At 71.6% G+C, this 22,888-nt stretch carries 20 protein-coding genes; 10 read left to right on the top strand and 10 right to left on the bottom strand.

The features are described from left to right. Positions 1-59: 59 nt before the first annotated feature. Positions 60-1,490, bottom strand: coding sequence for a cytosine permease (locus R2E43_RS10925; protein WP_011030292.1), 1,431 nt, complete (start codon positions 1,488-1,490; stop codon positions 60-62). Positions 1,491-1,634: 144 nt separating this feature from the next. Here R2E43_RS10925 and ureA point away from each other — a divergent pair, with 144 nt between their 5' ends. From ureA to R2E43_RS10895, 6 genes are all read left to right on the top strand, one after another. Then, positions 1,635-2,318: an urease subunit gamma gene (gene ureA / locus R2E43_RS10920; protein WP_003973471.1), complete on the top strand. Its 684-nt coding sequence runs from the start codon at positions 1,635-1,637 to the stop codon at positions 2,316-2,318. Beyond that, positions 2,315-3,991, top strand: coding sequence for an urease subunit alpha (locus R2E43_RS10915; protein WP_011030294.1), 1,677 nt, complete (start codon positions 2,315-2,317; stop codon positions 3,989-3,991). Before ureA ends, R2E43_RS10915 begins: the two co-directional genes overlap by 4 nt. Before the next feature lie 50 nt (positions 3,992-4,041). Beyond that, on the top strand, positions 4,042-5,070 hold the full coding sequence (locus R2E43_RS10910) for an agmatine deiminase family protein (RefSeq protein WP_030870105.1): 1,029 nt from the start codon (positions 4,042-4,044) through the stop codon (positions 5,068-5,070). Between the two features lie 17 nt (positions 5,071-5,087). Next, entirely contained in the window at positions 5,088-5,690 is a 603-nt protein-coding gene (locus R2E43_RS10905) for a TetR/AcrR family transcriptional regulator (protein ID WP_030870108.1), read from the top strand. A gap of 318 nt (positions 5,691-6,008) precedes the next feature. Continuing rightward, positions 6,009-7,613 carry a citramalate synthase gene (cimA, locus tag R2E43_RS10900; protein WP_011030295.1) on the top strand — a complete coding sequence of 535 codons (1,605 nt, stop codon included), beginning with the start codon at positions 6,009-6,011 and terminating at the stop codon, positions 7,611-7,613. A gap of 64 nt (positions 7,614-7,677) precedes the next feature. After that, complete coding sequence (locus tag R2E43_RS10895; protein WP_136207565.1) at positions 7,678-9,030, top strand: hypothetical protein; 1,353 nt, start codon at positions 7,678-7,680, stop codon at positions 9,028-9,030. Between the two features lie 17 nt (positions 9,031-9,047). On the opposite strand, the gene R2E43_RS10890 is transcribed toward R2E43_RS10895, so the two are convergent. After that, entirely contained in the window at positions 9,048-10,052 is a 1,005-nt protein-coding gene (locus R2E43_RS10890) for a DMT family transporter (protein WP_016327331.1), read from the bottom strand. Positions 10,053-10,128: 76 nt separating this feature from the next. Here R2E43_RS10890 and R2E43_RS10885 point away from each other — a divergent pair, with 76 nt between their 5' ends. Then, positions 10,129-10,728 (top strand): TetR/AcrR family transcriptional regulator, encoded by a 600-nt coding sequence (locus R2E43_RS10885; protein WP_003973464.1) that lies wholly within the window; start codon positions 10,129-10,131, stop codon positions 10,726-10,728. An 85-nt stretch (positions 10,729-10,813) separates the two neighbouring features. On the opposite strand, the gene R2E43_RS10880 is transcribed toward R2E43_RS10885, so the two are convergent. Beyond that, positions 10,814-11,371, bottom strand: a complete 558-nt coding sequence (locus R2E43_RS10880; protein WP_136207564.1) for a YceI family protein — start codon at positions 11,369-11,371, stop codon at positions 10,814-10,816. 148 nt (positions 11,372-11,519) lie between these two features. Here R2E43_RS10880 and R2E43_RS10875 point away from each other — a divergent pair, with 148 nt between their 5' ends. The 3 genes from R2E43_RS10875 to R2E43_RS10865 all read left to right on the top strand — a co-directional run bounded on the left by R2E43_RS10875 (position 11,520) and on the right by R2E43_RS10865 (position 15,803). Further along, on the top strand, positions 11,520-13,850 hold the full coding sequence (locus tag R2E43_RS10875) for a polysaccharide lyase 8 family protein (RefSeq protein WP_011030298.1): 2,331 nt from the start codon (positions 11,520-11,522) through the stop codon (positions 13,848-13,850). A gap of 154 nt (positions 13,851-14,004) precedes the next feature. Beyond that, positions 14,005-15,588, top strand: a complete 1,584-nt coding sequence (locus R2E43_RS10870) for an acyl-CoA carboxylase subunit beta (RefSeq protein ID WP_003973461.1) — start codon at positions 14,005-14,007, stop codon at positions 15,586-15,588. A 17-nt stretch (positions 15,589-15,605) separates the two neighbouring features. Further along, entirely contained in the window at positions 15,606-15,803 is a 198-nt protein-coding gene (locus R2E43_RS10865) for an acyl-CoA carboxylase epsilon subunit (RefSeq protein ID WP_011030299.1), read from the top strand. Between the two features lie 302 nt (positions 15,804-16,105). On the opposite strand, the gene R2E43_RS10860 is transcribed toward R2E43_RS10865, so the two are convergent. The 7 genes from R2E43_RS10860 to R2E43_RS10830 all read right to left on the bottom strand — a co-directional run bounded on the left by R2E43_RS10860 (position 16,106) and on the right by R2E43_RS10830 (position 22,887). Beyond that, complete coding sequence (locus tag R2E43_RS10860) at positions 16,106-16,687, bottom strand: GTP-binding protein (RefSeq protein ID WP_009314218.1); 582 nt, start codon at positions 16,685-16,687, stop codon at positions 16,106-16,108. Continuing rightward, on the bottom strand, positions 16,668-17,240 hold the full coding sequence (locus tag R2E43_RS10855) for a DUF742 domain-containing protein (protein ID WP_003973458.1): 573 nt from the start codon (positions 17,238-17,240) through the stop codon (positions 16,668-16,670). Before R2E43_RS10855 ends, R2E43_RS10860 begins: the two co-directional genes overlap by 20 nt. A gap of 94 nt (positions 17,241-17,334) precedes the next feature. Further along, positions 17,335-17,748, bottom strand: coding sequence for a roadblock/LC7 domain-containing protein (locus R2E43_RS10850; RefSeq protein ID WP_004983065.1), 414 nt, complete (start codon positions 17,746-17,748; stop codon positions 17,335-17,337). A 10-nt stretch (positions 17,749-17,758) separates the two neighbouring features. Beyond that, complete coding sequence (locus R2E43_RS10845; RefSeq protein WP_332056146.1) at positions 17,759-21,001, bottom strand: nitrate- and nitrite sensing domain-containing protein; 3,243 nt, start codon at positions 20,999-21,001, stop codon at positions 17,759-17,761. A 406-nt stretch (positions 21,002-21,407) separates the two neighbouring features. Further along, the gene (locus R2E43_RS10840; RefSeq protein WP_003973455.1) at positions 21,408-21,983 is read right to left on the bottom strand and encodes a GTP-binding protein; all 576 of its coding nucleotides are present in this window, start codon (positions 21,981-21,983) and stop codon (positions 21,408-21,410) included. After that, the gene (locus tag R2E43_RS10835) at positions 21,964-22,362 is read right to left on the bottom strand and encodes a DUF742 domain-containing protein (protein WP_003973454.1); all 399 of its coding nucleotides are present in this window, start codon (positions 22,360-22,362) and stop codon (positions 21,964-21,966) included. Before R2E43_RS10835 ends, R2E43_RS10840 begins: the two co-directional genes overlap by 20 nt. A 111-nt stretch (positions 22,363-22,473) precedes the next feature. Continuing rightward, the gene (locus R2E43_RS10830) at positions 22,474-22,887 is read right to left on the bottom strand and encodes a roadblock/LC7 domain-containing protein (RefSeq protein ID WP_003973453.1); all 414 of its coding nucleotides are present in this window, start codon (positions 22,885-22,887) and stop codon (positions 22,474-22,476) included. Between the last annotated feature and the right edge of the window lies 1 nt (position 22,888).

Here is a 22,888-nt window from a genome sequence, read left to right as displayed (position 1 = left end):
GGGTGCGGGCCGCTGGGGGCTGCCGCCCCCAGACCCCGCTTCGGCCTGAACGGCCTCGTTCAAACGCCGGACGGGCTGAGATTCCCGACCCCGGGCTCCTTCGGCGAGGCAGCCCGGGGCTGCGGCAACAGCACGTACACCGCCCCGCCCACCAGCCCCGACAGCAGGAAGCTGCAGTCCACCCCGCCGGTGAGGGACAGCAGCGGACCCTCGTACGACGGCAGGGACACCGCCAGCACGCCGACCAGCGCGCCCACCGCCCAGGCGGCCGTCGCGGGGACGTTCCAGCCGGACCGGTACCAGTAGATCCCGCCCCGTGCCCGGCGGTTGAAGACCTGGAGGGCGTCCGCGTCGTACACCCCGCCGCAGCGCACCGAGCCGATCATCGTGATGACCGCCCACGGGGTGCCGATCGCCGTCAGCAGCAGCACGAAGGACGTCATCGCCGACTGCGCCTGCCAGGCGTAGTGCCCGGCGAAGACGCAGGCCGTGGCGACGACGGCGACCGCGCAGGTGGCACGGGCACGGGAGGCGCGCGGCAGGATGGCGTCCAGGTCCAGGCCCATCGAGTACAGCATCAGCCCCGCGTTGCCGACCGAGCCGGCCGAGGCGGCGAGCAGCAGCGGGACCAGGTACCAGGTGGGGGAGGCGTCGACCAGCGGCCCCGCGTAGTCCAGGGCGGCGCCGGCGGCGTACGCCGTGAAGGTGCCGAAGAGCTGCGGGACCAGCAGGCCCAGCGTCAGCCCCAGCCAGGTCGCGCGCAGCACCCGGCGGGAGGAGTGGCGGGCCGGCGAGATGTAGCGGGTGTAGTCGCCGAGCAGCGTGATGAAGGCGATCGGCCCGGAAAGGCCCGCGGCCACGGCGGCCAGCAGCCACGTCGGCCAGAACCCGCCCAGCAGGTACCCGCCCGCCTCCGGCAGTGCGGCGGTGGTGAAGTCGGGGGCGTAGGCGATCACACCGAGGACCAGCAGGGCGGTCATGCCGTAGGCCAGCACCCGCGACATGGCGAGCAGCACCCGGTACCCGTACACCGCGCCCGCGACGGTCGCGGCGGCGAGCAGACCGTAGACGACGGCGTACGTCGCACCGCCCTGCGGCAGGCCGAACAGCCGCCCGAGCACGCCCGCCATCACGTCCCCGCCGATCCACACGGTCAGCGCGGTGTAGCCGAGCGCGAGGAGCAGACCGACCACCGAGCCGACCAGCCGCCCGCGCACCCCGAACTGGGCGCCGGAGGACGTGGACAGGTTGGTGCCGGTACGCAGGGAGATCAGGGCCAGCGGGGCCGTGAACACCGTGCCGACGACCGTCCCCGCCACCACCGAGCTCACCGACGCCCACCAGCCGAGGCCGAAGGACGGCGGCAGCCAGCCGAAGACGATCACGCCCAGGCAGAGGTTGGACCCCAGCAGGATCGAGACCAGGTCCCGGGGCCCGCTGGTGCGTTCCGCCTCCGGGATGGTGTCGACTCCGCGCTGTTCTATCGGCATGGCTGGTCTCCTTCGACGGCCGCCTGAGGTTTAGAGCGACGTTCAATGTGACGTCTGTCCTGCGTGCTCGTCAACGGTTCCGTGGCATGGAATTGGTGTTTAGAGTGATGCTCTAATCTCGGTATGGCAAGGAGGTGCCGCGACGTGAGACTGACCCCCACGGAACGTGACCGGCTGCTGCTGTTCGGGGCGGCCGAGCTGGCCCGCGCCCGACGGGCCCGCGGGCTCAGGCTGAACGTGCCGGAGGCGACCGCGCTGATCGCGGACACCGTGTGCGAGGCCGCCCGCGACGGAGCGCGCCTCGCGCAGGCCATCGAGCGTGCCCGGTCCGTGCTCGGCCCGGACGACGTCCTGCCCGGCGTCGCCGACGTGGTCACCGAGGTGCACGTGGAGGCCGTCTTCGACGACGGCTCCCGCCTCGCGGTCGTCGCCGATCCCGTCGGAGGCGGCGGGCTCGGCGACGACGCCCCCGGGGCGCTGCTGCCGGGGCACGACCGTCCCGAGCCCGAGGCGGCGCTGCGGCTCCCGGTCACCAACACCGCGACCGTGCCGGTCTCCGTCACCTCCCACTTCCACTTCTTCGAGGCCAATCCGCGCCTGGACTTCGACCGTGGGCGCGCCTACGGCATGCGCCTGGCCGTCCCGGCCGGCTCCTCGGTCCGCTTCGGCCCCGGCGAGCGCGTCGAGGTGGGGCTCGTGCCGATCGGCGGAGCACGCGTCGCCATCGGGTTCGCCGGGCTCGTCGACGGCCCGCTGGACGCGCCGGGAGCCAGGGACGAGGCCCTGCGCCGGGCCGCCGCCTGCGGATACCTGGGGGCAGACCGATGACCATCGACCCGTACGCCTACGCCGCCGCCCACGGCCCGCGCGCCGGCGACCGGCTCCGCCTCGGCGACTCGGGGCTGGTGATCCGCGTCGAGTCCGACGCGCAGCACTACGGCGACGAGTTCCTCGCCGGCTTCGGCAAGACCGCCCGGGACGGACTGCACCTCAAGGCCGCCGCCGTCCGCGACACCTGCGACGTCGTGATCAGCAACGTGGTCGTGATCGACGCCGTGCAGGGCATCCGGAAGGTGTCGATCGGCATCCGCGAGGGGCGCGTCCACGCCATTGGCCGGGCCGGGAACCCGGACACCCTCGACGGCGTCGACGTCGTGGTCGGCACCGGCACCTCCATCGTGTCCGGGGAGGGGCTCATCGCCACCGCCGGGGCCGTGGACACCCACGTCCATCTGCTCTCCCCGCGGATCATGGAGGCCTCGCTCGCGTCCGGCGTGACGACGATCATCGGGCAGGAGTTCGGCCCCGTGTGGGGCGTCGGCGTCAACTCGCCCTGGGCACTGAAGCACGCGTTCGGCGCGTTCGACGCCTGGCCGGTGAACATCGGCTTCCTCGGCCGGGGCTCCTCGTCCCACGAGGCCCCGCTGATCGAGGCGCTGGCCGAGGGCGGCGCATCCGGCTTCAAGGTGCACGAGGACATGGGCGCCCACACCCGCGCCCTCGACACCGCGCTGCGCGTCGCCGAGGAGCACGACGTCCAGGTCGCCCTGCACAGCGACGGGCTGAACGAGTGCCTGTCCGTCGAGGACACCCTCCGGGTCCTGGACGGCCGCACCATCCACGCCTTCCACATCGAGGGCTGCGGCGGGGGACACGTCCCCAACGTGCTGAAGATGGCCGGTGTCCCCCACGTCATCGGCTCCTCCACCAACCCCACCCTGCCCTTCGGCCGGGACGCGGTCGCCGAGCACTACGGCATGATCGTCTCCGTCCACGACCTCAAGACCGACCTGCCGGGCGACGCCGCCATGGCCCGCGACCGCATCCGCGCCGGGACCATGGGCGCCGAGGACGTGCTGCACGACCTGGGCGCCATCGGCATCACCTCCTCCGACGCGCAGGGCATGGGCCGGGCCGGCGAGACCGTCCGCCGTACCTTCGCCATGGCCGGGAAGATGAAGGCGCAGTTCGGCGCCGAGGGCGACGACGACAACGCACGCGTCCTGCGCTACATCGCCAAGCTGACCATCAACCCCGCCCTCGCCCACGGTCTCGCGCACGAGGTCGGCTCCATCGAGGTCGGCAAGCTCGCCGACCTCGTGCTGTGGCGCCCGGACCACTTCGGCGCCAAGCCGCAACTGGTCCTCAAGTCGGGCTTCCCGGCGTACGGCGTGGTCGGCGACCCCAACGCGGCCACCGACACCTGCGAACCCCTGGTCCTCGGGCCCCAGTTCGGCGCGCACGGCGCCACACCCGCCGAGATCTCGGTGGCCTTCGTCGCGCAGGCCGCCCTCGACCAGGGCGGCGACACCATGCCGACCCGCCGACGCCGGGTGGCCGTGCGCGGCACCCGCGGCATCGGACCGGCCGACCTGCGGCTCAACTCCCGCACCGGCGCGGTCGACGTCGACCAGCGCACCGGCCTGGTCACCCTCGACGGCGACCCGCTGCGCTCCGAACCCGCCGAGTCGGTCTCCCTCAACCGCCTCTACTTCCTCTGACCTCTCTTCGGCCCTTCTCCGGCCTCTCTCCCGACCCCCTGGACATCTCCATGACCTTCCGCATGCCGCCCGAGTGGGCCCCGCACGAACGCACCTGGATGGCCTGGCCGGGCCCCAACGCGACGTTCACCGACGCCGAGGAGCTGGCCGGGGCTCGTGCCGCCTGGGCCTCCGTCGCCCGCGCGGTGCGCCGTTTCGAGCCGGTGACGATGGTGCACGGGCCGGGCCAGGCCGCCACCGCGCGCGAGCTGCTCGGACCGGACGTCGACCTGGTGGAGCGCGAGCTGGACGACGCCTGGATGCGGGACATCGGCCCGACCTTCGTGACGGACGGGCGGGGCGGGCTCGCGGCCGTGGACTGGGTGTTCAACGGCTGGGGCGCCCAGGACTGGGCCCGCTGGGAGCACGACGCCGAGATCGCCCGCCACGTCGCGGACCTCGCCGCCGCCCCCGTGCTGAGCAGCCCGCTCGTCAACGAGGGCGGCGCGATCCACGTCGACGGCGAGGGCACGGTCCTGCTGACCGACACCGTCCAGCTCGGCTCCGGCCGCAACCCCGGCTGGAGCCGCGAGGAGGTCGAGGCGGAGATCCACGCCAAGCTCGGCACCACCACGGCGATCTGGCTCCCGCACGGACTGGCCGGCGACTACGGCAGGTACGGCACCCAGGGCCACGTCGACATCGTGGCGGCCTTCGCACGGCCGGGCACCGTCGTCGTGCACAGCCAGCGCGACCCCCGGCACCCCGACCACGAGCGCTCACAGCTGTACCTGGAGATCCTGCGCGGCCGGACCGACGCCAGGGGCCGCCGCCTGGAGGTCGTCGAGGTGCCCGCCCCGACCGTCCTGAAGGACGAGGAGGGCGAGTGGGCCGACTACTCGTACATCAACCACTACGTGTGCAACGGCGGCGTCGTCCTGTGCGCCTTCGGCGACCCGAACGACGAACTCGCCGCGGGCATCTTCCGCCGCCTGTTCCCGGAGCGGACGGTGACCCTGGTGGACGCGCGTACGATCTTCGCGGGTGGCGGGGGCATCCACTGCATCACGCAGCAACAGCCGAGGACCTGCAGGACCTAGAAGACCCGGGAGTGGACATGGCCGGTGGTGGGCGCAGGCAGGCCCCGCCGCGCGAGGACGTGCTCGCCGCCGCCATGGAGATGATCGCCGAGCGCGGGCTGGAGAAGCTCACCATGGCGGCGCTCGGCCGCGAGGTCGGCATGAGCAGCGGCCACCTCCTGTACTACTTCGGCTCCAAGGACGAACTGCTGCTGCGCACCCTGGAGTGGAGCGAGGGCCGCCTCGGCGCCGAGCGCGGCCGCCTGCTCACCCGGCCCGGCACCGCCCGCGAACGCCTGGGCGCCTACGTCGACCTGTACGTCCCCGACGGCCACCGCGACCCGCACTGGACGCTGTGGCTGGAGGTGTGGAACCACTCACAGAACGCCCCCGACGAGGCCCGCGACCGGCAGGCCGCCATCGAGGGCGCCTGGCACCGCGACCTGACCGCCCTGCTCGCCGAGGGCATCTCGCGCGGCGAGTTCCGCGCCGTGGACCCGGACCGCTTCGCGTCCCGGCTGCGGGCCCTCCTCGACGGCTTCGCCATTCACGTGGCGATCGGCCTGCGGGGGACGGACCGGGAGCAGGTGCTCGGTCACGTACGGGACTTCCTGGCCGACGGCCTCTACGGGCGGGACTGAGTCCACGCCCGCGGACGGCCGCCGTTCGCATCCTGAGACGGGCGGTGGACAGGGGGACGGAGTGTGCCAGACTGCCTCCGTGCTCTCGTTCGCCATGATTATTGGCAGCAGGCGCGCCGGTCCGCAGTGACCACCACGTACGACCAGGTACGGGTGGACACCGTCGTCCTCGACCCGCGCGCAGACCTCTCGCACCCGCGAGAGGTTTTTCGCTTTCCTGGCCCACCCCGAGCCGGGAAGAGAGCGCGAGGGATCATAGACGGACGGTGGAACCGGTCATTCCGGTAGACCGAGATCCCCAACAGGAGCCTTCAGATCATGACCGCAACCAGCGAACTCGACGATTCGTTCCACGTCTTCGACACCACCCTGCGCGACGGCGCGCAGCGCGAGGGCATCAACCTCACGGTCGCGGACAAGCTGGCCATCGCACGGCACCTGGACGACTTCGGGGTGGGCTTTATCGAGGGCGGCTGGCCCGGCGCCAACCCGCGGGACACCGAGTTCTTCGCCCGCGCCCGGCAGGAGATCGACTTCAAGCACGCCCAGCTGGTCGCCTTCGGCTCCACCCGCCGCGCGGGCGCGAACGCCGCCGAGGACCACCAGGTCAAGGCGCTGCTCGACTCCGGCGCCCAGGTGATCACCCTGGTCGCCAAGTCGCACGACCGGCACGTCGAACTGGCCCTGCGCACCACGCTGGACGAGAACCTCGCGATGGTGGCCGACACGGTCTCGCACCTGAAGGCGCAGGGCCGCCGGGTCTTCGTCGACTGCGAGCACTTCTTCGACGGCTACCGCGCCAACCCCGAGTACGCGAAGTCGGTCGTGCGCACCGCCTCCGAGGCCGGCGCCGACGTCGTCGTCCTGTGCGACACCAACGGCGGCATGCTCCCGGCGCAGATCCAGGCGGTGGTCGCCACGGTGCTCGCCGACACCGGCGCCCGGCTCGGCATCCACGCCCAGGACGACACCGGCTGCGCCGTCGCCAACACCCTCGCCGCCGTCGACGCGGGCGCGACCCACGTCCAGTGCACGGCCAACGGCTACGGCGAGCGGGTCGGCAACGCCAACCTGTTCCCCGTCGTGGCCGCGCTGGAGCTGAAGTACGGCAAGCAGGTGCTGCCCGAGGGCCGGCTGCGCGAGATGACCCGCATCTCCCACGCCATCGCCGAGGTCGTCAACCTCACGCCCTCCACCCACCAGCCCTACGTGGGCGTCTCCGCCTTCGCCCACAAGGCCGGCCTGCACGCCTCCGCGATCAAGGTCGACCCGGACCTCTACCAGCACATCGACCCCGAACTGGTCGGCAACACCATGCGGATGCTGGTCTCCGACATGGCGGGACGTGCCTCCATCGAGCTGAAGGGCAAGGAGCTCGGGATCGACCTCGGCGGCGACCGCGAGCTGGTCGGCCGGGTCGTGGAGCGGGTCAAGGAGCGCGAGCTGGCCGGCTACACCTACGAGGCCGCCGACGCGAGCTTCGAGCTGCTGCTGCGCGCCGAGGCCGAGGGCAGGCCGCTGAAGTACTTCGAGGTCGAGTCCTGGCGCGCGATCACCGAGGACCGCCCCGACGGCAGCCACGCCAACGAGGCCACGGTCAAGCTCTGGGCCAAGGGCGAGCGCATCGTCGCCACCGCCGAGGGCAACGGCCCGGTCAACGCCCTGGACCGGTCGCTGCGCGTGGCCCTGGAGAAGATCTACCCCGAGCTGGCCAAGCTCGACCTGGTCGACTACAAGGTCCGCATCCTGGAGGGCGTGCACGGCACCCAGTCCACCACCAGGGTCCTCATCTCCACGTCCGACGGCACGGGGGAGTGGGCCACGGTGGGTGTCGCGGAGAACGTCATCGCCGCCTCCTGGCAGGCCCTGGAGGACGCGTACACGTACGGGCTGCTGCGGGCGGGGGTCGCGCCCGCCGAGTGAGCGGAGCGGGTAATGGATCCGCGCTTTATGTCTGATTGAGGTCCATTCGGGTACGTTCGAACGTATGAAGGGCGTTCGTGCGCAAGTCCTCATACGCCTCCTGGTCGCGCCGGTCGTCGCCGCGCTGGCGGTGCTGCTCGCCGGTGCGCCCGGCGCGCAGGCGGAGACCGGTGTCTCCGAGATCGGCGCGGCCCTGCGCGAGAGTCCGGTGTACGTGGACCCGGCCGCCTCCGACCTGCTGTCCAGGTCGGACGCGGACGCGCTCGCCGACAAGATCGAGGACGCGGGCGAACCGGTCTTCGTGGCGGTCCTCCCGGCCGGCTACCCGACCGAGAACCTCTTCCAGAACCTCCGCACCGAGACCGGCATCACCGGTCTGTACGGCGTCCGCCTCGGCGACCGCTTCGACGCCCGCGCCGACAGCAGCGTGCTGAGCCGCCAGGGCGTGCACAACCTGGTCACCGCCGTCCAGGGCGCGGGTGATCCCAAGGCCCAGCTGAACGACTTCGTCGACGACGCGCTGCGCAGCGTGCGCGGCTCCGCCCCCTCGTCCTGGGACTCCGGCGGTGGCTCCGCGCCCACGGGCGCCCTGATCACCGCGGGCGCGGTGGTGGTCCTCGGCGGCGCGGGCATGTACGCGGTCTCCCGGCGCAGCCGCCACCGCCGCGAGGCGGAGCAGCGGGCGGCGCTGGAGCGGCTGCGGGTGGTGGTCGACGAGGACATCACGGCCTTCGGCGAGGAGCTGGACCGCCTCGACTTCCACCCGGCGGAACCGGGCGCCGACGACGCGATGCGGGCCGACTACGAGCGCGCCCTGGACGCCTACGAGCAGGCCAAGACGTACATGGCCGACGCCCGCAAACCCGAGGACGTGCGTGCCGTCACCCAGGCGGTGGAGGACGGCCGCTTCTCACTCGCTCAGCTCGCCGCCCGCCGCGAGGGAAGGCCACTGCCCGAACGCCGTCCGCCCTGCTTCTTCGACCCGCGCCACGGCCCGTCGGTCGCCGACGCGACCTGGACCCCGCCGGGCGGCACCACCCGCCGGGTCCCGGTCTGCGCCGCCGACCAGGCCCGGCTGTCCGACGGGCGGGACCCGATGATCCGCGAGGTGGACACCGAGTACGGCCGCCGCCCCTACTGGGACGCGGGCCCGGCCTACGGCCCCTGGGCGGGCGGCTACTTCGGCGGCGGCATCCTGCCCGGCCTGCTGGTCGGCACCATGCTCGGCGGCATGATGGCGGGCCCCGCCTACGGAGCCGGTTACGGCACCGGGTACGGAGACTTCGGCGGCTACGAGGGCGGCGACGTCTCGGGCGGCGACTTCGACCCCGGTGACTTCGGGGGCGGCTTCGGCGGCGGTGACTTCGGCGGTGGCGGCGGCTTCGGCGGCGGAGGGGACTTCGGCGGCGGCTTCTGAGGCGCCCGCGACGGGTCTCAGCGCCTGTCCGCCGTCGGCCTGTCGGTCGACCCGGCCGCCGTCGGCCTGTCGGTCGGCCTGTTCGTCGGCTGGTCCGCCGTCGGCCCTCCGGCCGCCGGACGGTCCGCGCCGGACCGCACGGGCCGCTCCCGGCGCGCGCCGCCCCCGCGCCGGACGACGACCACGGCCGCGAGGCCGACCGCCAGGCCGAGGGCGGTCTGGACGCCGAACGGCTCACCGAACATGAGGGCGCCCCACACGGCCGTGACCGGGGCCATGAGGAACATGAGGGTGTTGACCTCGGTGATGCCGGACCGGCGCAGGATCAGCCAGTACAGGCCGTAGCCGCCGAAGGTCGGCAGGACCACCAGCCAGGCGGTCGCCAGCCAGAACGAGGAACCGGCCGGCGGTGCCGCCGCCCCGAGGCCCAGGGCCAGTCCGGAGAAGAGGACGGCACTGGTCGCACAGTGGATCGTCAGGGCGACGCGGGGCGCGACCGGCACCCTTGTGCGGCCCTCCAGGAAGGTGGCCGCCACCAGCGACAGCATGCCGAGGAACGGGACGAGATACGCCCACCAGGCCACCTCCGCGCCCGCTGCCCCGGCGTCGGCGACCGTCACGGTGGCCACGCCGGACAGCCCCAGCCACAGTCCGAGCCACTGCCCGCGCGAGACGTACTGGCGCAGCAGGGGACCGGCGAGCGCGCCGGCGACGAGTGGCTGGACGCCGTCGATCAAGGCGGTGGTGCCGCTGGAGACGCCCAGTTCGATGGCGTAGTAGACGCTGAGCAGATAGCCGCTCTGCGACAGGGCGCCGATGGCGATCTGCCGGCCGGCGTCCCGCGGTGTCAGGCCCCGCCAGGCGGCCCGGGAGACGGCCGCCGCGGCGATCAGGGCCACGGCGAGCGGCAGGAAGCGCCACATCAAGAGGGTGGGTGTGGCCGCGGTCTGAGCACCGAGCTTGGCGCCGATGAAGCCGGAGCTCCAGCACAGAACGAAGGCGGCCGAGAGCAGGACGTTCACGTCGACCCCATCCAGAGTAGACAGATCGGTTTACTCGTCTAGGGTGCCCACTATACAGACCGGTATACTTGTCGGCATGGGTGCAGAGGTCATGGGTCCGCAGGAGAAGCCGCGCCGGGTACGGATGACGCCCGGCGCGCGGCGGGTGCTGGCAGCCGCCGAGCGGCTGTTCTACGAGCACGGCATCCACGCCGTCGGCGTGGACACCATCGCCGCCGAGGCGGGGGTGACCAAGAAGACGCTGTACGACCGCTTCGGTTCGAAGGAGCAGATCGTCGTCGAGTACCTGGCCGGACGCGACGAGCGCTGGCGGGAACTGCTCGCCGGCCGGCTGGCGGCGGCGGGGGAGGGGCCCGCCGCCCGGGTGGTGGCCGTCTTCGAGGCGTCGCGCGCGTGGTCGGAGCTGTACGGGGCCAAGGGGTGCAGCATGATCAACGCACACGCGGAGATCAGTGATCCGGGCCATCCGGCGTATCCGGTCATCACCGGGCAGAAGCGGTGGATGCTCGACCTGTTCACCGGCCTGGCCCGGGACATCGACGCGGCCGGTGCCGACCGGCTGGCGCGGACGCTCGTGCTGCTGCACGAGGGGGCGCTGGTCTCTCACGGGGTGGGCGTCCTGCCCGACCCCTTCGGTGCCGCCCTCGACCAGGTGCGGGAGCTGCTGGACGGGTGAGCCGGGCGGCGGGCAGGCGTGGCGGCGCTACGGCGAGCGCATGCCGCCACCCGTCGCACTCCTCGTCATCGACGGTCGCGGGACGTCAGGCCTGCCTGATCGCCGAGATGTCGAAGTTCAGCTTGATCTTGTCGGAGACCAGTACGCCGCCCGTCTCCAGCGCCGCGTTCCAGGTGAGCCCCCACTCCGAGCGCTTGATCTCCGCCTTGCCCTCGAAGCCGACGCGCTCGTTGCCGAACGGGTCCTTGGCGGCGCCGTTGAACTCCAGGTCGATGGTGAGCGGCTTGGTCGTGCCGAGGATCGACAGGTCACCGGTGATGCGGTAGTCGTCGCCGCCCAGGGACTCCGCCTTGGTGGAGCGGAAGATCATCGTCGGGTACTCGCCCGTGTTGAAGAAGTCCGAGCTCTTCAGGTGCCCGTCACGGTCGGGGGAGCCCGTGTCGATGCTGTCCATCGTGATGTCCAGCGACGCCGTGGAACGGGACGGGTCGGCGCCGTCCAGGTGCAGTGTGCCGGTGAAGTCGAGGAACTTGCCCTTGACGTTGGTCACCATCGCGTGGCGCGCGGTGAAGCCGATCGTCGTGTGGGCGGGGTCGACGGTGTAGTCGCCGGTCAGCGTGGAGAGGTCGGGGGTGGTGGTCATGGTGTCCTCCGGGAACGCCTTGATGTTGAATGTTCAACCAGTCCAACGAGCTCGACTCTAGACCTATTCCACGCCGCCATCAACCGCTTCGCACCACGTGTCGCGGCGCCGTTCCCCTCCCGTCGCCGACGTGATAGACGGCATGAGCATGACCCCACAGCGCCCCACCGCCCCCTCCCGCCGCGCGGTCCTGCTCGCCGCGGCGGCCGCCGCCGCCCTCACCACCGTCCCCCGTGCCGCGGCCGCCACCGCCGACCCCTACGACGCCCTCCGCCGCCGCTGGCTCGGCATCACCCTCGGCACCGGCTACGACCCGGCAGCCGAGCCGTACGCCTCCCGCCTCGCCGAGACCGGCGAGCGGGCCCGCGAGCACCGCGCCACCATGGCCCCCACCCCCACCTCCCTGTGGCCGGGCCACCCCTTCGACCCGCCGGCCGGCATCACCTTCGCCTACGGCCGCCTGTGGACGATGACCGAGGCGTACGTGCAGGAGGGCACCGGCGCCACCGGCGACCCCGCCCTCCTCGCCGACATCCTGCGCGGCCTCGACCATCTCTCGGCCACCGTCTACCACCCGGCCACCACCCGCTACGGCAACTGGTGGGAATGGCAGATCGGCAGCCCCCGGCTCCTGATGGACATCACGGCCGCCCTGTACGACCACCTCGGCGCCGACCGCGTGGCCGCCGCCTGCGCCGCCGTCGACCACTTCGTCCCCGACGCGATGCTCGGCGCCTACACCGGCACCTCCACCGGCGCCAACCGCGTCGACCTGTGCCGCTCCGTCGCCCTGCGCGGCGTCCTGGGCCGGGCGCCCGCCAAGATCGCCCTGGCCCGCGACGCCCTCTCGCCGGTCTTCCCGTACGTCACGAAGGGCGACGGGCTCTACGCCGACGGCTCCTTCGTCCAGCACACCTGGGTCGCCTACTCGGGGACGTACGGCCAGGTCATGCTGGACGGCCTCGGCCGGCTGTTCACCCTGCTGGCCGGCTCCGAGTGGGAGGTGACCGACCCGGGCAGGCAACTCGTCCTCGACAGCGTCGAGCACGCCTACGCGCCCCTGATCCACGACGGCCTCGTCATGGACACCGTCAACGGGCGGGCCATCAGCCGGGGTTACCTCAAGAGCGACGACCTGCACGTCATGCGCAGCGACCACTTCCACGGCCAGCAGCTCATCGCCGCCATGGCGGTCCTCGCGGGCGGGGCGAGCAACGCCGAGCGCGAGCGCTGGCACGCCCGGATCAAGGGCTGGATCGAACGGGACACCGTCACCCCTGTCCTGACCGCGCCCCAGTTCCCGGTCGCCGACCTGACCCGGCTGCACGCGATCGCCGACGCCCCCGGCGAGGCCGCCCCCGAACCCGTCGGACACCACCTCTTCGCGGCCATGGACCGCGCCGTGCACCGCCGCCCCGCCTTCACCGCGGGCCTCGCCATGGCCAGTGACCGCATCGCCCACTACGAGTGCGGCAACGGCGAGAACCCGCGCGGCTGGCACACCGGCGCGGGCATGCTCACCTGGTGGGCGAACGGGACGAGGGCGGATCAGTACACCGACTGGTTCTGGCCGACCGTCGACTGGTACCGGCTGCCCGGCACCACCGTCTCCACCAAGCGCCTGGCCGACCGGGCGGGCGGCGAGTGGGGCGCACCCAAACCGGACGTGCGATGGGTCGGCGGCGCGACCGACGGCGAGTACGCGGCCGTGGGCCAGCACCTCAAGGGGCTCGGCTCCACACTGGAGGCCCGCAAGTCCTGGTTCTTCCTCGACGACGCCGTGGTCTGCCTGGGCGCGGGCATCACGTGCGCGGACGGCGTACCGGTCGAGACGGTCGTGGACAACCGCAACCTGGGGGAGGGCGGCACCCAGGCCCTGGTGCGCGGCCGGCACTGGGCCCACCTGGAGGGACACGGCGGCTGGATCGTGCCCGGGGGCGCCCTGCGGACCCTGCGCGAGGACCGCACCGGTGCCTGGTCCGACATCAACACCACCAGCACGACCGAGCGCCGCACCCGCCGCTGGCAGACCCTCTGGCTCGACCACGGCACCGATCCGGCCGGCGCCGACTACGTCTACACCGTCATGCCGGGCGCCTCCCGGGCGGCCCTCGCCCGCCGCGCCGCGGACCGCCACTGGCTCACGGTCCTCGCCAACGACGACCGCCGCCAGGCGGTGAGCGTCCCCTCCCTCGGTCTGACGGCCGCCAACTTCTGGCAGGCCGGCACCGCGGGCCCGCTCACCACCACGGCCGGGGCGAGTGTGCTCGTCCGCCGCCGCGGCCGTACCGCTACGCTCCGGGTGAGCGAACCGCCGCGCACGGGAGAGGCCCTGGAGATCGTCTGGGACCACCCGGTGGGCGCGGTGCTGCGGGCCGACGAGACGGTCGAGATCCTCGCGACGGGCCGCCGACTGCACCTCCGCGTCACTCCAGGGGTGGTATGTACCACCCATGAATGTGAGGTGACTCTCAGCTGACGGCTTTGTGTGACCTCTACAAGCCAGAGGCCCTCTGAGCAGTCGGAAGCGCTGCACGGGGTGGGAGTTCTGTTCGGTGCTACCAGGAAAACGGGCCGGAGACTGTACGGAGTCGACGGCTCGCAATCCTTGCTCGGCTTCGTAGAGTCGCTACATGACCGTTTTGGATGAGGCGCCGGGCGAGCCGACGGACGCGCGCGGGCGGGTGGCCGAGCTGCACGGGATCCGTGCAGCGGCGCTCGCCGGGCCGAGTGAGAAGGCGACGGCGGCGCAGCACGCCAAGGGCAAGCTGACGGCACGTGAGCGCATCGAGCTGCTCCTGGACCCCGGCTCCTTCCGCGAGGTCGAGCAGCTGCGCCGGCACCGGGCGACCGGGTTCGGCCTGGAGGCCAAGAAGCCGTACACCGACGGTGTCATCACCGGCTGGGGCACGGTCGAGGGCCGCACGGTCTTCGTCTACGCCCACGACTTCCGGATCTTCGGCGGCGCGCTGGGCGAGGCCCACGCCACGAAGATCCACAAGATCATGGACATGGCCATCGCGGCCGGTGCCCCGCTGGTGTCGCTGAACGACGGCGCCGGCGCCCGTATCCAGGAGGGCGTCAGCGCGCTCGCCGGGTACGGCGGCATCTTCCAGCGCAACACCAAGGCGTCCGGCGTCATCCCGCAGATCAGCGTGATGCTCGGCCCCTGCGCGGGCGGCGCGGCCTACAGCCCCGCCCTCACCGACTTCGTCTTCATGGTCCGCGACACCTCGCAGATGTTCATCACGGGCCCGGACGTCGTCAAGGCGGTCACCGGCGAGGAGATCACGCAGAACGGTCTGGGCGGCGCCGACGTGCACGCCGAGACGTCCGGCGTGTGCCACTTCGCCTACGACGACGAGGAGACCTGCCTCGCCGAGGTCCGCTACCTCCTCTCCCTCCTCCCGCAGAACAACCGGGAGAACCCGCCCCGCGCCGAGTCCTCCGACCCCGTGGACCGCCGCTCGGACACCCTCCTCGACCTGGTCCCGGCGGACGGCAACCGCCCGTACGACATGACCAAGGTCATCGAGGAACTCGTCGACGAGGGCGAGTACCTGGAGGTCCACGAGCGTTGGGCCCGCAACATCATCTGCGCGCTGGCCCGTCTCGACGGGCGGGTCGTGGGCATCGTCGCCAACCAGCCGCAGGCCCTGGCCGGTGTCCTGGACATCGAGGCGTCGGAGAAGGCGGCCCGCTTCGTCCAGATGTGCGACGCCTTCAACATCCCGATCATCACTCTTCTGGACGTACCCGGCTTCCTGCCCGGCGTCGACCAGGAGCACGGCGGGATCATCCGCCACGGCGCCAAGCTGCTCTACGCGTACTGCAACGCGACCGTGCCCCGGATCTCGCTGATCCTGCGCAAGGCGTACGGAGGTGCTTACATCGTCATGGACAGCCAGTCCATCGGCGCCGACCTCACCTACGCCTGGCCGACCAACGAGATCGCCGTCATGGGCGCGGAAGGTGCCGCGAACGTCATCTTCCGCCGGCAGATCGCCGACGCCGAGGACCCCGAGGCCATGCGGGCGCGCATGGTCAAGGAGTACAAGTCCGAGCTGATGCACCCCTACTACGCGGCCGAACGCGGTCTGGTCGACGACGTCATCGACCCCGCCGAAACCCGCGAGGTGCTGATCACGTCCCTGGCGATGCTCCACACCAAGCACGCCGACCTGCCCTCCCGCAAGCACGGCAACCCGCCGCAGTGACCCGAGGAGCCACTTCCATGTCCCCTGCCGACATCCGCGTCGAGAAGGGCCACGCCGAGCCCGAGGAAGTCGCCGCCATCACGGCCCTCCTCCTGGCCCGCGCCGCCGCCCGCCCCGCCGAGATCGCGCCGACCCACGGCGGCGGCCGCGCCCGCGCCGGCTGGCGCCGCCTGGAACGCGAGCCGGGCTTCCGCGCCCCGCACAGCTGGCGCTGACCCGAACGACAAGAGAGGCCCCTCCACTCGGAGGGGCCTCTCTTGTTACGCCGGGCCCGGTGAACGCTTCAGGGGCACGGGCTGTGTCGACATGCGGCTCCGCCGCGTGGGCGCGACCAGCCACGTACGGCCCGCACCCGGCAACGAAACCGCCCCCGGCAGCCCAGTGGCCGCAGGGGGCGTCACGCAACCCGGCGCTGACGGGGGCGCCGCCTGCGCCCACCCGTGCCGCCCTGGGGGGGACCTCTCAGGCCCTCAGGGCACTGGGGAGGCACGATTGCCCGCAGGGTGCGGCGCAGCCCTCAGCGCAACCGCGCCATCAGCGCGTGCTCCACGAGAGTGATGAGCGCCGACTTCGCGTCGGCCCGATGCCGCGCGTCCGTCGTGATGATCGGAGTGTCCGGACCGATCTGCAGCGCCTCCCGGACCTCGTCCGGGTTGTACGGCTGCTGCCCGTCGAAGCCGTTCAGCGCGATGACGAACGGCAGACCGCTGTTCTCGAAGTAGTCGACCGCGGGGAAGCAGTCGGCGAGCCGCCTCGTGTCGACCAGGACGATCGCCCCGATGGCGCCGCGCACCAGGTCGTCCCACATGAACCAGAACCGGTCCTGGCCGGGCGTACCGAACAGGTACAGGATCAGGTCCTGGTCGAGCGTGATGCGGCCGAAGTCCATGGCGACCGTCGTGGTCGTCTTGTCCCCCGTGTGGGTGAGGTCGTCGATGCCCGCGGACGCGGATGTCATCACGGCCTCGGTGCGCAGCGGATTGATCTCCGAGACAGCGCCGACGAACGTGGTCTTGCCCACGCCGAAGCCGCCCGCCACCACGATCTTCGCGGAAGTGGTGGAGCGGGAAGGACCGCCGCTAGAGCTTGCGAAGTCCACTGAGCACCCTTTCGAGCAGTGTCACGTCTGGCTGGCCGCCGGCGCTCTCGTCGCCGCCGGGCTGATGGATGGCGACCAGTCCCGCCTCCGCCAAGTCGGCGACGAGGATCCTGGCCACGCCGAGAGGGATCGTCAGGAGGGCCGAGATCTCGGCCACCGACTTGATCTCCCGGCAGAGGTTGCAGATCCGCTGATGCTCGGGCAGCTGGCCCTGCATCTGGTGCGGCTGCGCGGTGGTGTGCACCAGCGCCTCGATGGCGAGCTGGTACCGGGGCCTGGTGCGGCCGCCCGTCATGGCGTACGGGCGCACCAGGGGGTTGTTCGACGCCCCGGCGGGCGCCGGCTCAGGGGTGCGGCGCTGCGGCTGCACGGGCTGGATGCGCGGAGCATGCGGCTGGTCGTACGGCGAAGGGCCGGGGCCCTGCGGCGCGTACGGCTGCCGGTGGTTCGGCACGGAGGGGTAGCCGTACCCGTTCGCCGAGCCGTCGCCTTGGCCCTGACCAGGGCCGTACGACCAGTTGCCCGATGACGGACCGCCTGGGGGTGTTCCCACTTTTTCCTCCTCCGACTGTGCCTGGCACCCATCGCTGTGGAGCCGCGTCCCGAAACTTTACGGCCACGGGACGCCAAAACGCACCGTCTGTCCTTTAGTTGAGAAGGCTCCCTTGGAGCTCCGCCCGCAGATCGGGGGTCAGAACCGTGCCGGCACGGTCCACCAGAAGGGCCATCTCGTACCCAATGAGACCGATGTCCGCCTCGGGGTGTGCGAGAACCGCGAGGGACGAGCCGTCGGAGATGGACATGATGAAGAGGAATCCGCGCTCCATCTCCACAACCGTCTGGTTCACGCTGCCGCCCTCGAAGATGCGCGAGGCACCGGCGGTCAGCGAGGTCAGGCCGGAGGCGACGGCCGCGAGCTGATCGGCTCGGTCGCGAGGGAACCCTTCGGACATCGCCAGAAGGAGTCCGTCGGCGGAGACCACCACCGTGTGGGACACCCCCGGGGTGTTGTCCACGAAGTTGGTGATCAACCAGTTCAGGTTCTGCGCCGCCTGGCTCATCGGGCTCACACTAACGCTCCTGGTTGTAGGTGCTGTCAGGACCACGGTGTTCATTCCTCGTGTCCTGGCCGTTCGTTTCACTGCCTGCGTTGCGGCCTCGCTCGACGCCGCGCCGCAGGTTGCTCAGCCTGCCCCGGACGTCCTCCGGAGCGCGGGAGACCTGGGGGCCTCCCTGTGGAGTGGTCTCGGCCGCGCCCTCGACCAGGTTGGCCTTGGGCACCCGGCGCGGGAGGCCCGAAGAGGTCACCCCGCCCGCCTTGGGCTTGCGCAGCGAGGAGGCCTGCTGCCAGCGGTCGTCGTTGGCCGACCGCCAGGTGTCCTCGCCGCCCGCCCCCGGTGCGGCGGCCGGCGTCTCCTGGCCCACGTGCCCCGCATCGCCCGCGCCGCTCGCGGTGGATCCGCGGCGGGGAAGACCGGCGTCGGTCAGCTCGTGGGCGGCGGAGGGGGCCGGCCCCGGACGGTCGAAGCCTACGCGGTCCGCCTCGCTCACGTCAGCGGCCTCGGCGGATTGCGACTGAGGGGCACCGGTCGGGTACTGGTCCGGATATCCGTTCTGGTATCCGTCCTGCTGCGGCCAGTCGTCCTGGTGGCGCCGCTGCTCGACGGGCGAGTAGTTCCCGGCCTCCGGCAGACCGCCGTTCGGCGCGTAGTACTGCTCGTCGTACGACGCCTGCCGCGGTTCCTGGTACGCCTGCTGCGGGTCGGCGTACGCCGACTGCTGGTCGTACGCTGCGTTCGGCGACTCCTGGTACGCGCCGTTCGGCTGCTGCTGGTAGCCGTCGGGGGACTGGTCGTAGCCCGGCTGCTGACCGTCGTAGCCCGGCTGCTGTCCGGCGAACTGGTCCTGGAAGCCGGTGGCGCCGTCGTTCCCGGCGCCGCCCCGGTCCGCGGGACCGGGCAGCTCGGGGTGCGACTGGGCCTCCAGGGCCGCGCGGCGCTCCTCGCGCATCAGGGAGCGGCCCACCGGGTCCAGCTCGCGTATGTCGTCGGGGATCTCGGCGTACCGGCTGTCGTCGAAGCCCAGCTCCGCGGCGGTCCGCATGGGCTGGCCGACCTGGCCGAAGCTCTCGCCGCCGCCCTGGAAGTTCTGCTCCGGGATGATCTGCGACACGGTGAAGTCGTCGCGCTGCTGCTGATGCTCGCCACCGCCACCGTGGGTGATGGCGTCCGGGAGCATGACCAGCGAGGTGGTGCCCGCCTGCTCCCCGGAGGGGCGCAGCTGCACGCGGATGCCGTGCCGGTCGGACAGCCGGCCGACCACGAACAGGCCCATGCGCTGCGAGATCGCGGCGTCCACGGTCGGCGGGTTGGCCAGCTTGTGGTTGATGTCCGCGAAGTCCTCGGCGGTCAGGCCGATGCCCTTGTCGTGGATCTCGACCATCACGCGGCCGTCGGGCAGCCGGGTCGCGGTGACGCGGACCTTGGTCTGCGGCGAGGAGAACGTCGTGGCGTTCTCCAGCAGCTCGGCGAGCAGGTGCACGAGGTCGGTCACGGCGCGGCCGTGGATTTCGGCCTCGGGGACACCCGACAGCTCGATGCGCTCGTACTGCTCCACCTCGGAGGAGGCGGCGCGCAGCACGTCGACCAGCGGGACCGGCTGGTCCCAGCGGCGGCCGGGTTCCTCGCCGGCGAGGACCAGGAGGTTCTCGCCGTTGCGGCGCATACGGGTGGCCAGGTGGTCCAGGCGGAAGAGGTTCTCCAGCTGGTCCGGGTCGGCCTCGTTGTTCTCCAGGTCGGTGATCAGGCTCAGCTGGCCCTCGATCAGCGACTGGTTGCGGCGCGACAGGTTGGTGAAGATCGCGTTGATGTTGCCCCGCAGCAGAGCCTGCTCGGCGGCGAGCCGGACCGCCTCGCGGTGCACCTGGTCGAAGGCGCGGGCGACCTCGCCGATCTCGTCGGTGGAGGTGATCGGGATCGGCTGCACCCGGGTGTCGACCCGGCCGGGGTCGGTGCGGGAGAGCTGGTCGACCAGCATCGGCAGGCGCTGCTCGGCGATGCCGAAGGCGGCGTTGCGCAGCCGGCGCATGGAGCGGCTCATCCCGCGGGCCACCATGCCGGCCAGGACGAACGCGGCGAGCAGTGCGATCACGACCGCGGCGCCCGTGATGTAGGCGTCCCGCTCGGCGTCGTCGGCGATCGTGGACGCCTCGGACACCGCCTTGTCGGCGAGGTCCGACTCGATCTTCTGGTACGCGTCGAACTTGAGGGTGTTGACCGCCCACCAGTTTTCCGGCGTGATGCCCTGCTGGGCCAGCTCCGCGCGATCGCTGGTGTCGGTGGACTCGAGTCCGGCCAGCTCCGAGATCATCGTCGTCGGGTTGGACGGCGGCGGAACGTAGTCCGGGTCCTTGGCCTTGGCCTCCTTGGCCATGGCCGCGCCGTCCTCCTTGAGCTTGGCCTGGGCGTCCTCGAGCTTCTGCGCGTCCGCCTCGGTGCCGCCGCCGATGTACTCCTCGATCGCGATGCGCTCCAGGTAGGCGTACGAGGAGAGCGCGACGCGCTGGCTGGCGAGGTGGCCGGGCTCCGGACCCGGCTTGACCAGCATGTGCATGCCGATGGAGCGCTCCAGGGAGAGCGCGGCCTTGGTCAGGGAGATCGCGTAGACGGTACGGCCGTAGGAGGTGATGTTGCCGGTGCCCAGGCCCAGCTCGTTGGCGAACTCCATGAGGGGGTGGGCGACGCCGGTGTAGCCCTCCTCGGTCTCCACGCCCTTGAGCTTGGAGGTGTACGCGGCCGCCCGCAGCGTCTGGAGCTTGGGTTCCTGTTCTCGGAACACCTTCAGCCGGCGCTCCAGGCCGGCCTTGCCGGGCATGCCCTGGGCCGCCGCGTCGAAGGTGTCGGCCGCCTCGTCGGTGGCCCGGCGGGCCGCGGCGACGGTGGTGTCCTTCTCCCCCTTGCCCTGCAGCAGGGGGGCCGCGGTGATGTCGCGCTCGTTGTAGAGGGCGTTGGCGTATCCGAGGGAGGCGCGCACGAGACGCGCGGTGCTCTCGGCGTCCTCGGCGTCCTGCCAGGTGTCGATCGAGCCCTTCACCTGGAAGCCGCCCATGACGAGGCCGACCAGCACGGGTATGAGCAGGATCGCGTTCAGCCGGGTGGTCACCCGCCAGTTGCGCGGCGTGAAACGGCCACCGCTCGGCGCGGGCGGCTCGGCCTGGGGTTCCGCGGCGGGGGCGGGGGCGGGCGCCGCTGTGCGCGGCGGCGGGGTGAAGTTGCCCCGGGCCGATGGCTCGGGACTGTTCTTGCTTCGCCTCACTCGACCAACAACCTCTCGGCGGTCGGCACCTGTGTCGTGCCGCTGTGTCTCAGAACCCACTCCGTCAGTCATCGAGTACGCGCTACTGCTGAGTACGTCTTAGACCATGGGGCAGTTCTGGCATTCCAGCACGGCGACCAGCGCTCTTCCAAACAGTGGAACGCGGGGGTTACACGTGATGTAAGCCCCACGTAAAACGGTCATAAAGAGCGAGGTCCGTCAAAAGACGGGGCGTTCGTGCGCGCAGCGAGACCAGTTGACCGCGTCGCGTGTCGGTACCACCCGATTCCTCTGCCGAAACGTTATGAACAGCGGAGCCGACCGTGTCAAAGGACACAGTCGGCTCCGAACCGTCTACGACAAGTGCCGTAGAACCCTGCCGACTTGGCTGCGGTGGCCGGTGGACCTACCGCAGACGGGCCATCAGCGCGTGCTCGACCAGCGTGATCAGAGCCGACTTCGCGTCGGCGCGGTGCCGGGCGTCGGTCGTGATGATCGGGGTGTCCGGACCGATCTGCAGCGCCTCGCGCACCTCGTCCGGCGAGTAGGGCTGCTGGCCGTCGAAGCCGTTGAGCGCGACGACGAACGGCAGACCGCTGTTCTCGAAGTAGTCGACGGCCGGGAAGCAGTCGGCCAGCCGGCGGGTGTCGCACAGCACGACCGCGCCGATGGCGCCGCGCACCAGGTCGTCCCACATGAACCAGAACCGGTCCTGGCCGGGCGTGCCGAACAGGTACAGGATCAGGTCCTGGTCGAGCGTGATGCGGCCGAAGTCCATGGCGACCGTCGTGGTCGTCTTGTCCCCGGCGTGCGTGAGGTCGTCGATCCCCGCGCTGGCCGAGGTCATCACGGCCTCGGTGCGCAGAGGGTTGATCTCGGAGACGGCGCCCACGAACGTGGTCTTGCCGACGCCGAAGCCGCCGGCCACCACGATCTTCGCGGAGGTGGTCGCCCGCCCTCCGTCAGAGCTTTCGAAGTCCACTGAGCACCCTTTCGAGCAGTGTCACGTCAGGCGCACCGCCGTTGTTCTCGTCTCCGCCAGGCTGGTGAATGGCGACGAGCCCCGCCTCCGCGAGGTCCGCGACCAGGATTCGCGCCACCCCGAGCGGCATCGCCAGCAGGGCCGACACCTCGGCCACCGATTTCACCTCGCGGCACAGGTGGCAGATCCGCTGGTGCTCGGGAAGGAGCCCCATGAGCGCTGCCGGGTCGGCCGTCGTACTGATCAGCGCCTCGATGGCGAGCTGGTAGCGCGGCCTGGTCCGGCCGCCGGTCATCGCGTAGGGACGGACCAGCGGCTGGTCGCCCTCGTCCTCGTACGGCTCCGCGTACGGATCATGAGAGGCGGTGGGCGGGGTCATGAATCCTCCGGGCGGGACAGCAAGTCGGTCAGTCAAGCCGTCTGACGAGGCCGGTGGGGGGATTGTGGCGGCCGGACGGTGATTTGGTAACACGGGTGGTGCCGGGGCCGATCAGTGGAGCAGACTGCCTTGTAGTTCGGCGCGCAGGTCGGGTGTGAGGACCGCACCCGCGCGGTCGACCAGGAGCGCCATCTCGTAGCCGACGAGGCCGATGTCGCACTCCGGGTGCGCGAGGACGGCCAGGGACGAGCCGTCCGAGACGGACATGAGGAAGAGGAACCCCCGCTCCATCTCCACGACCGTCTGCGCCACGTTGCCGCCCTCGAAGATCCGGGACGCCCCGGCGGTCAGTGAGGTCAGCCCCGAGGCGACGGCCGCGAGCTGGTCGGCGCGGTCGCGAGGGAAGCCCTCGGACATCGCCAGGAGGAGTCCGTCGGCGGACACGACGACGGTGTGGGACACCCCCGGGGTGTTGTCCACGAAATTCGTGATCAACCAGTTGAGGTTCTGTGCCGCCTGGCTCATC

The organism is Streptomyces violaceoruber, assembly GCF_033406955.1.
Lineage (GTDB): Bacteria > Actinomycetota > Actinomycetes > Streptomycetales > Streptomycetaceae > Streptomyces > Streptomyces violaceoruber.
The sequence above is the reverse complement of the archived record's forward strand: the minus strand, read 5'-3'. Positions and strand labels throughout refer to the sequence as shown.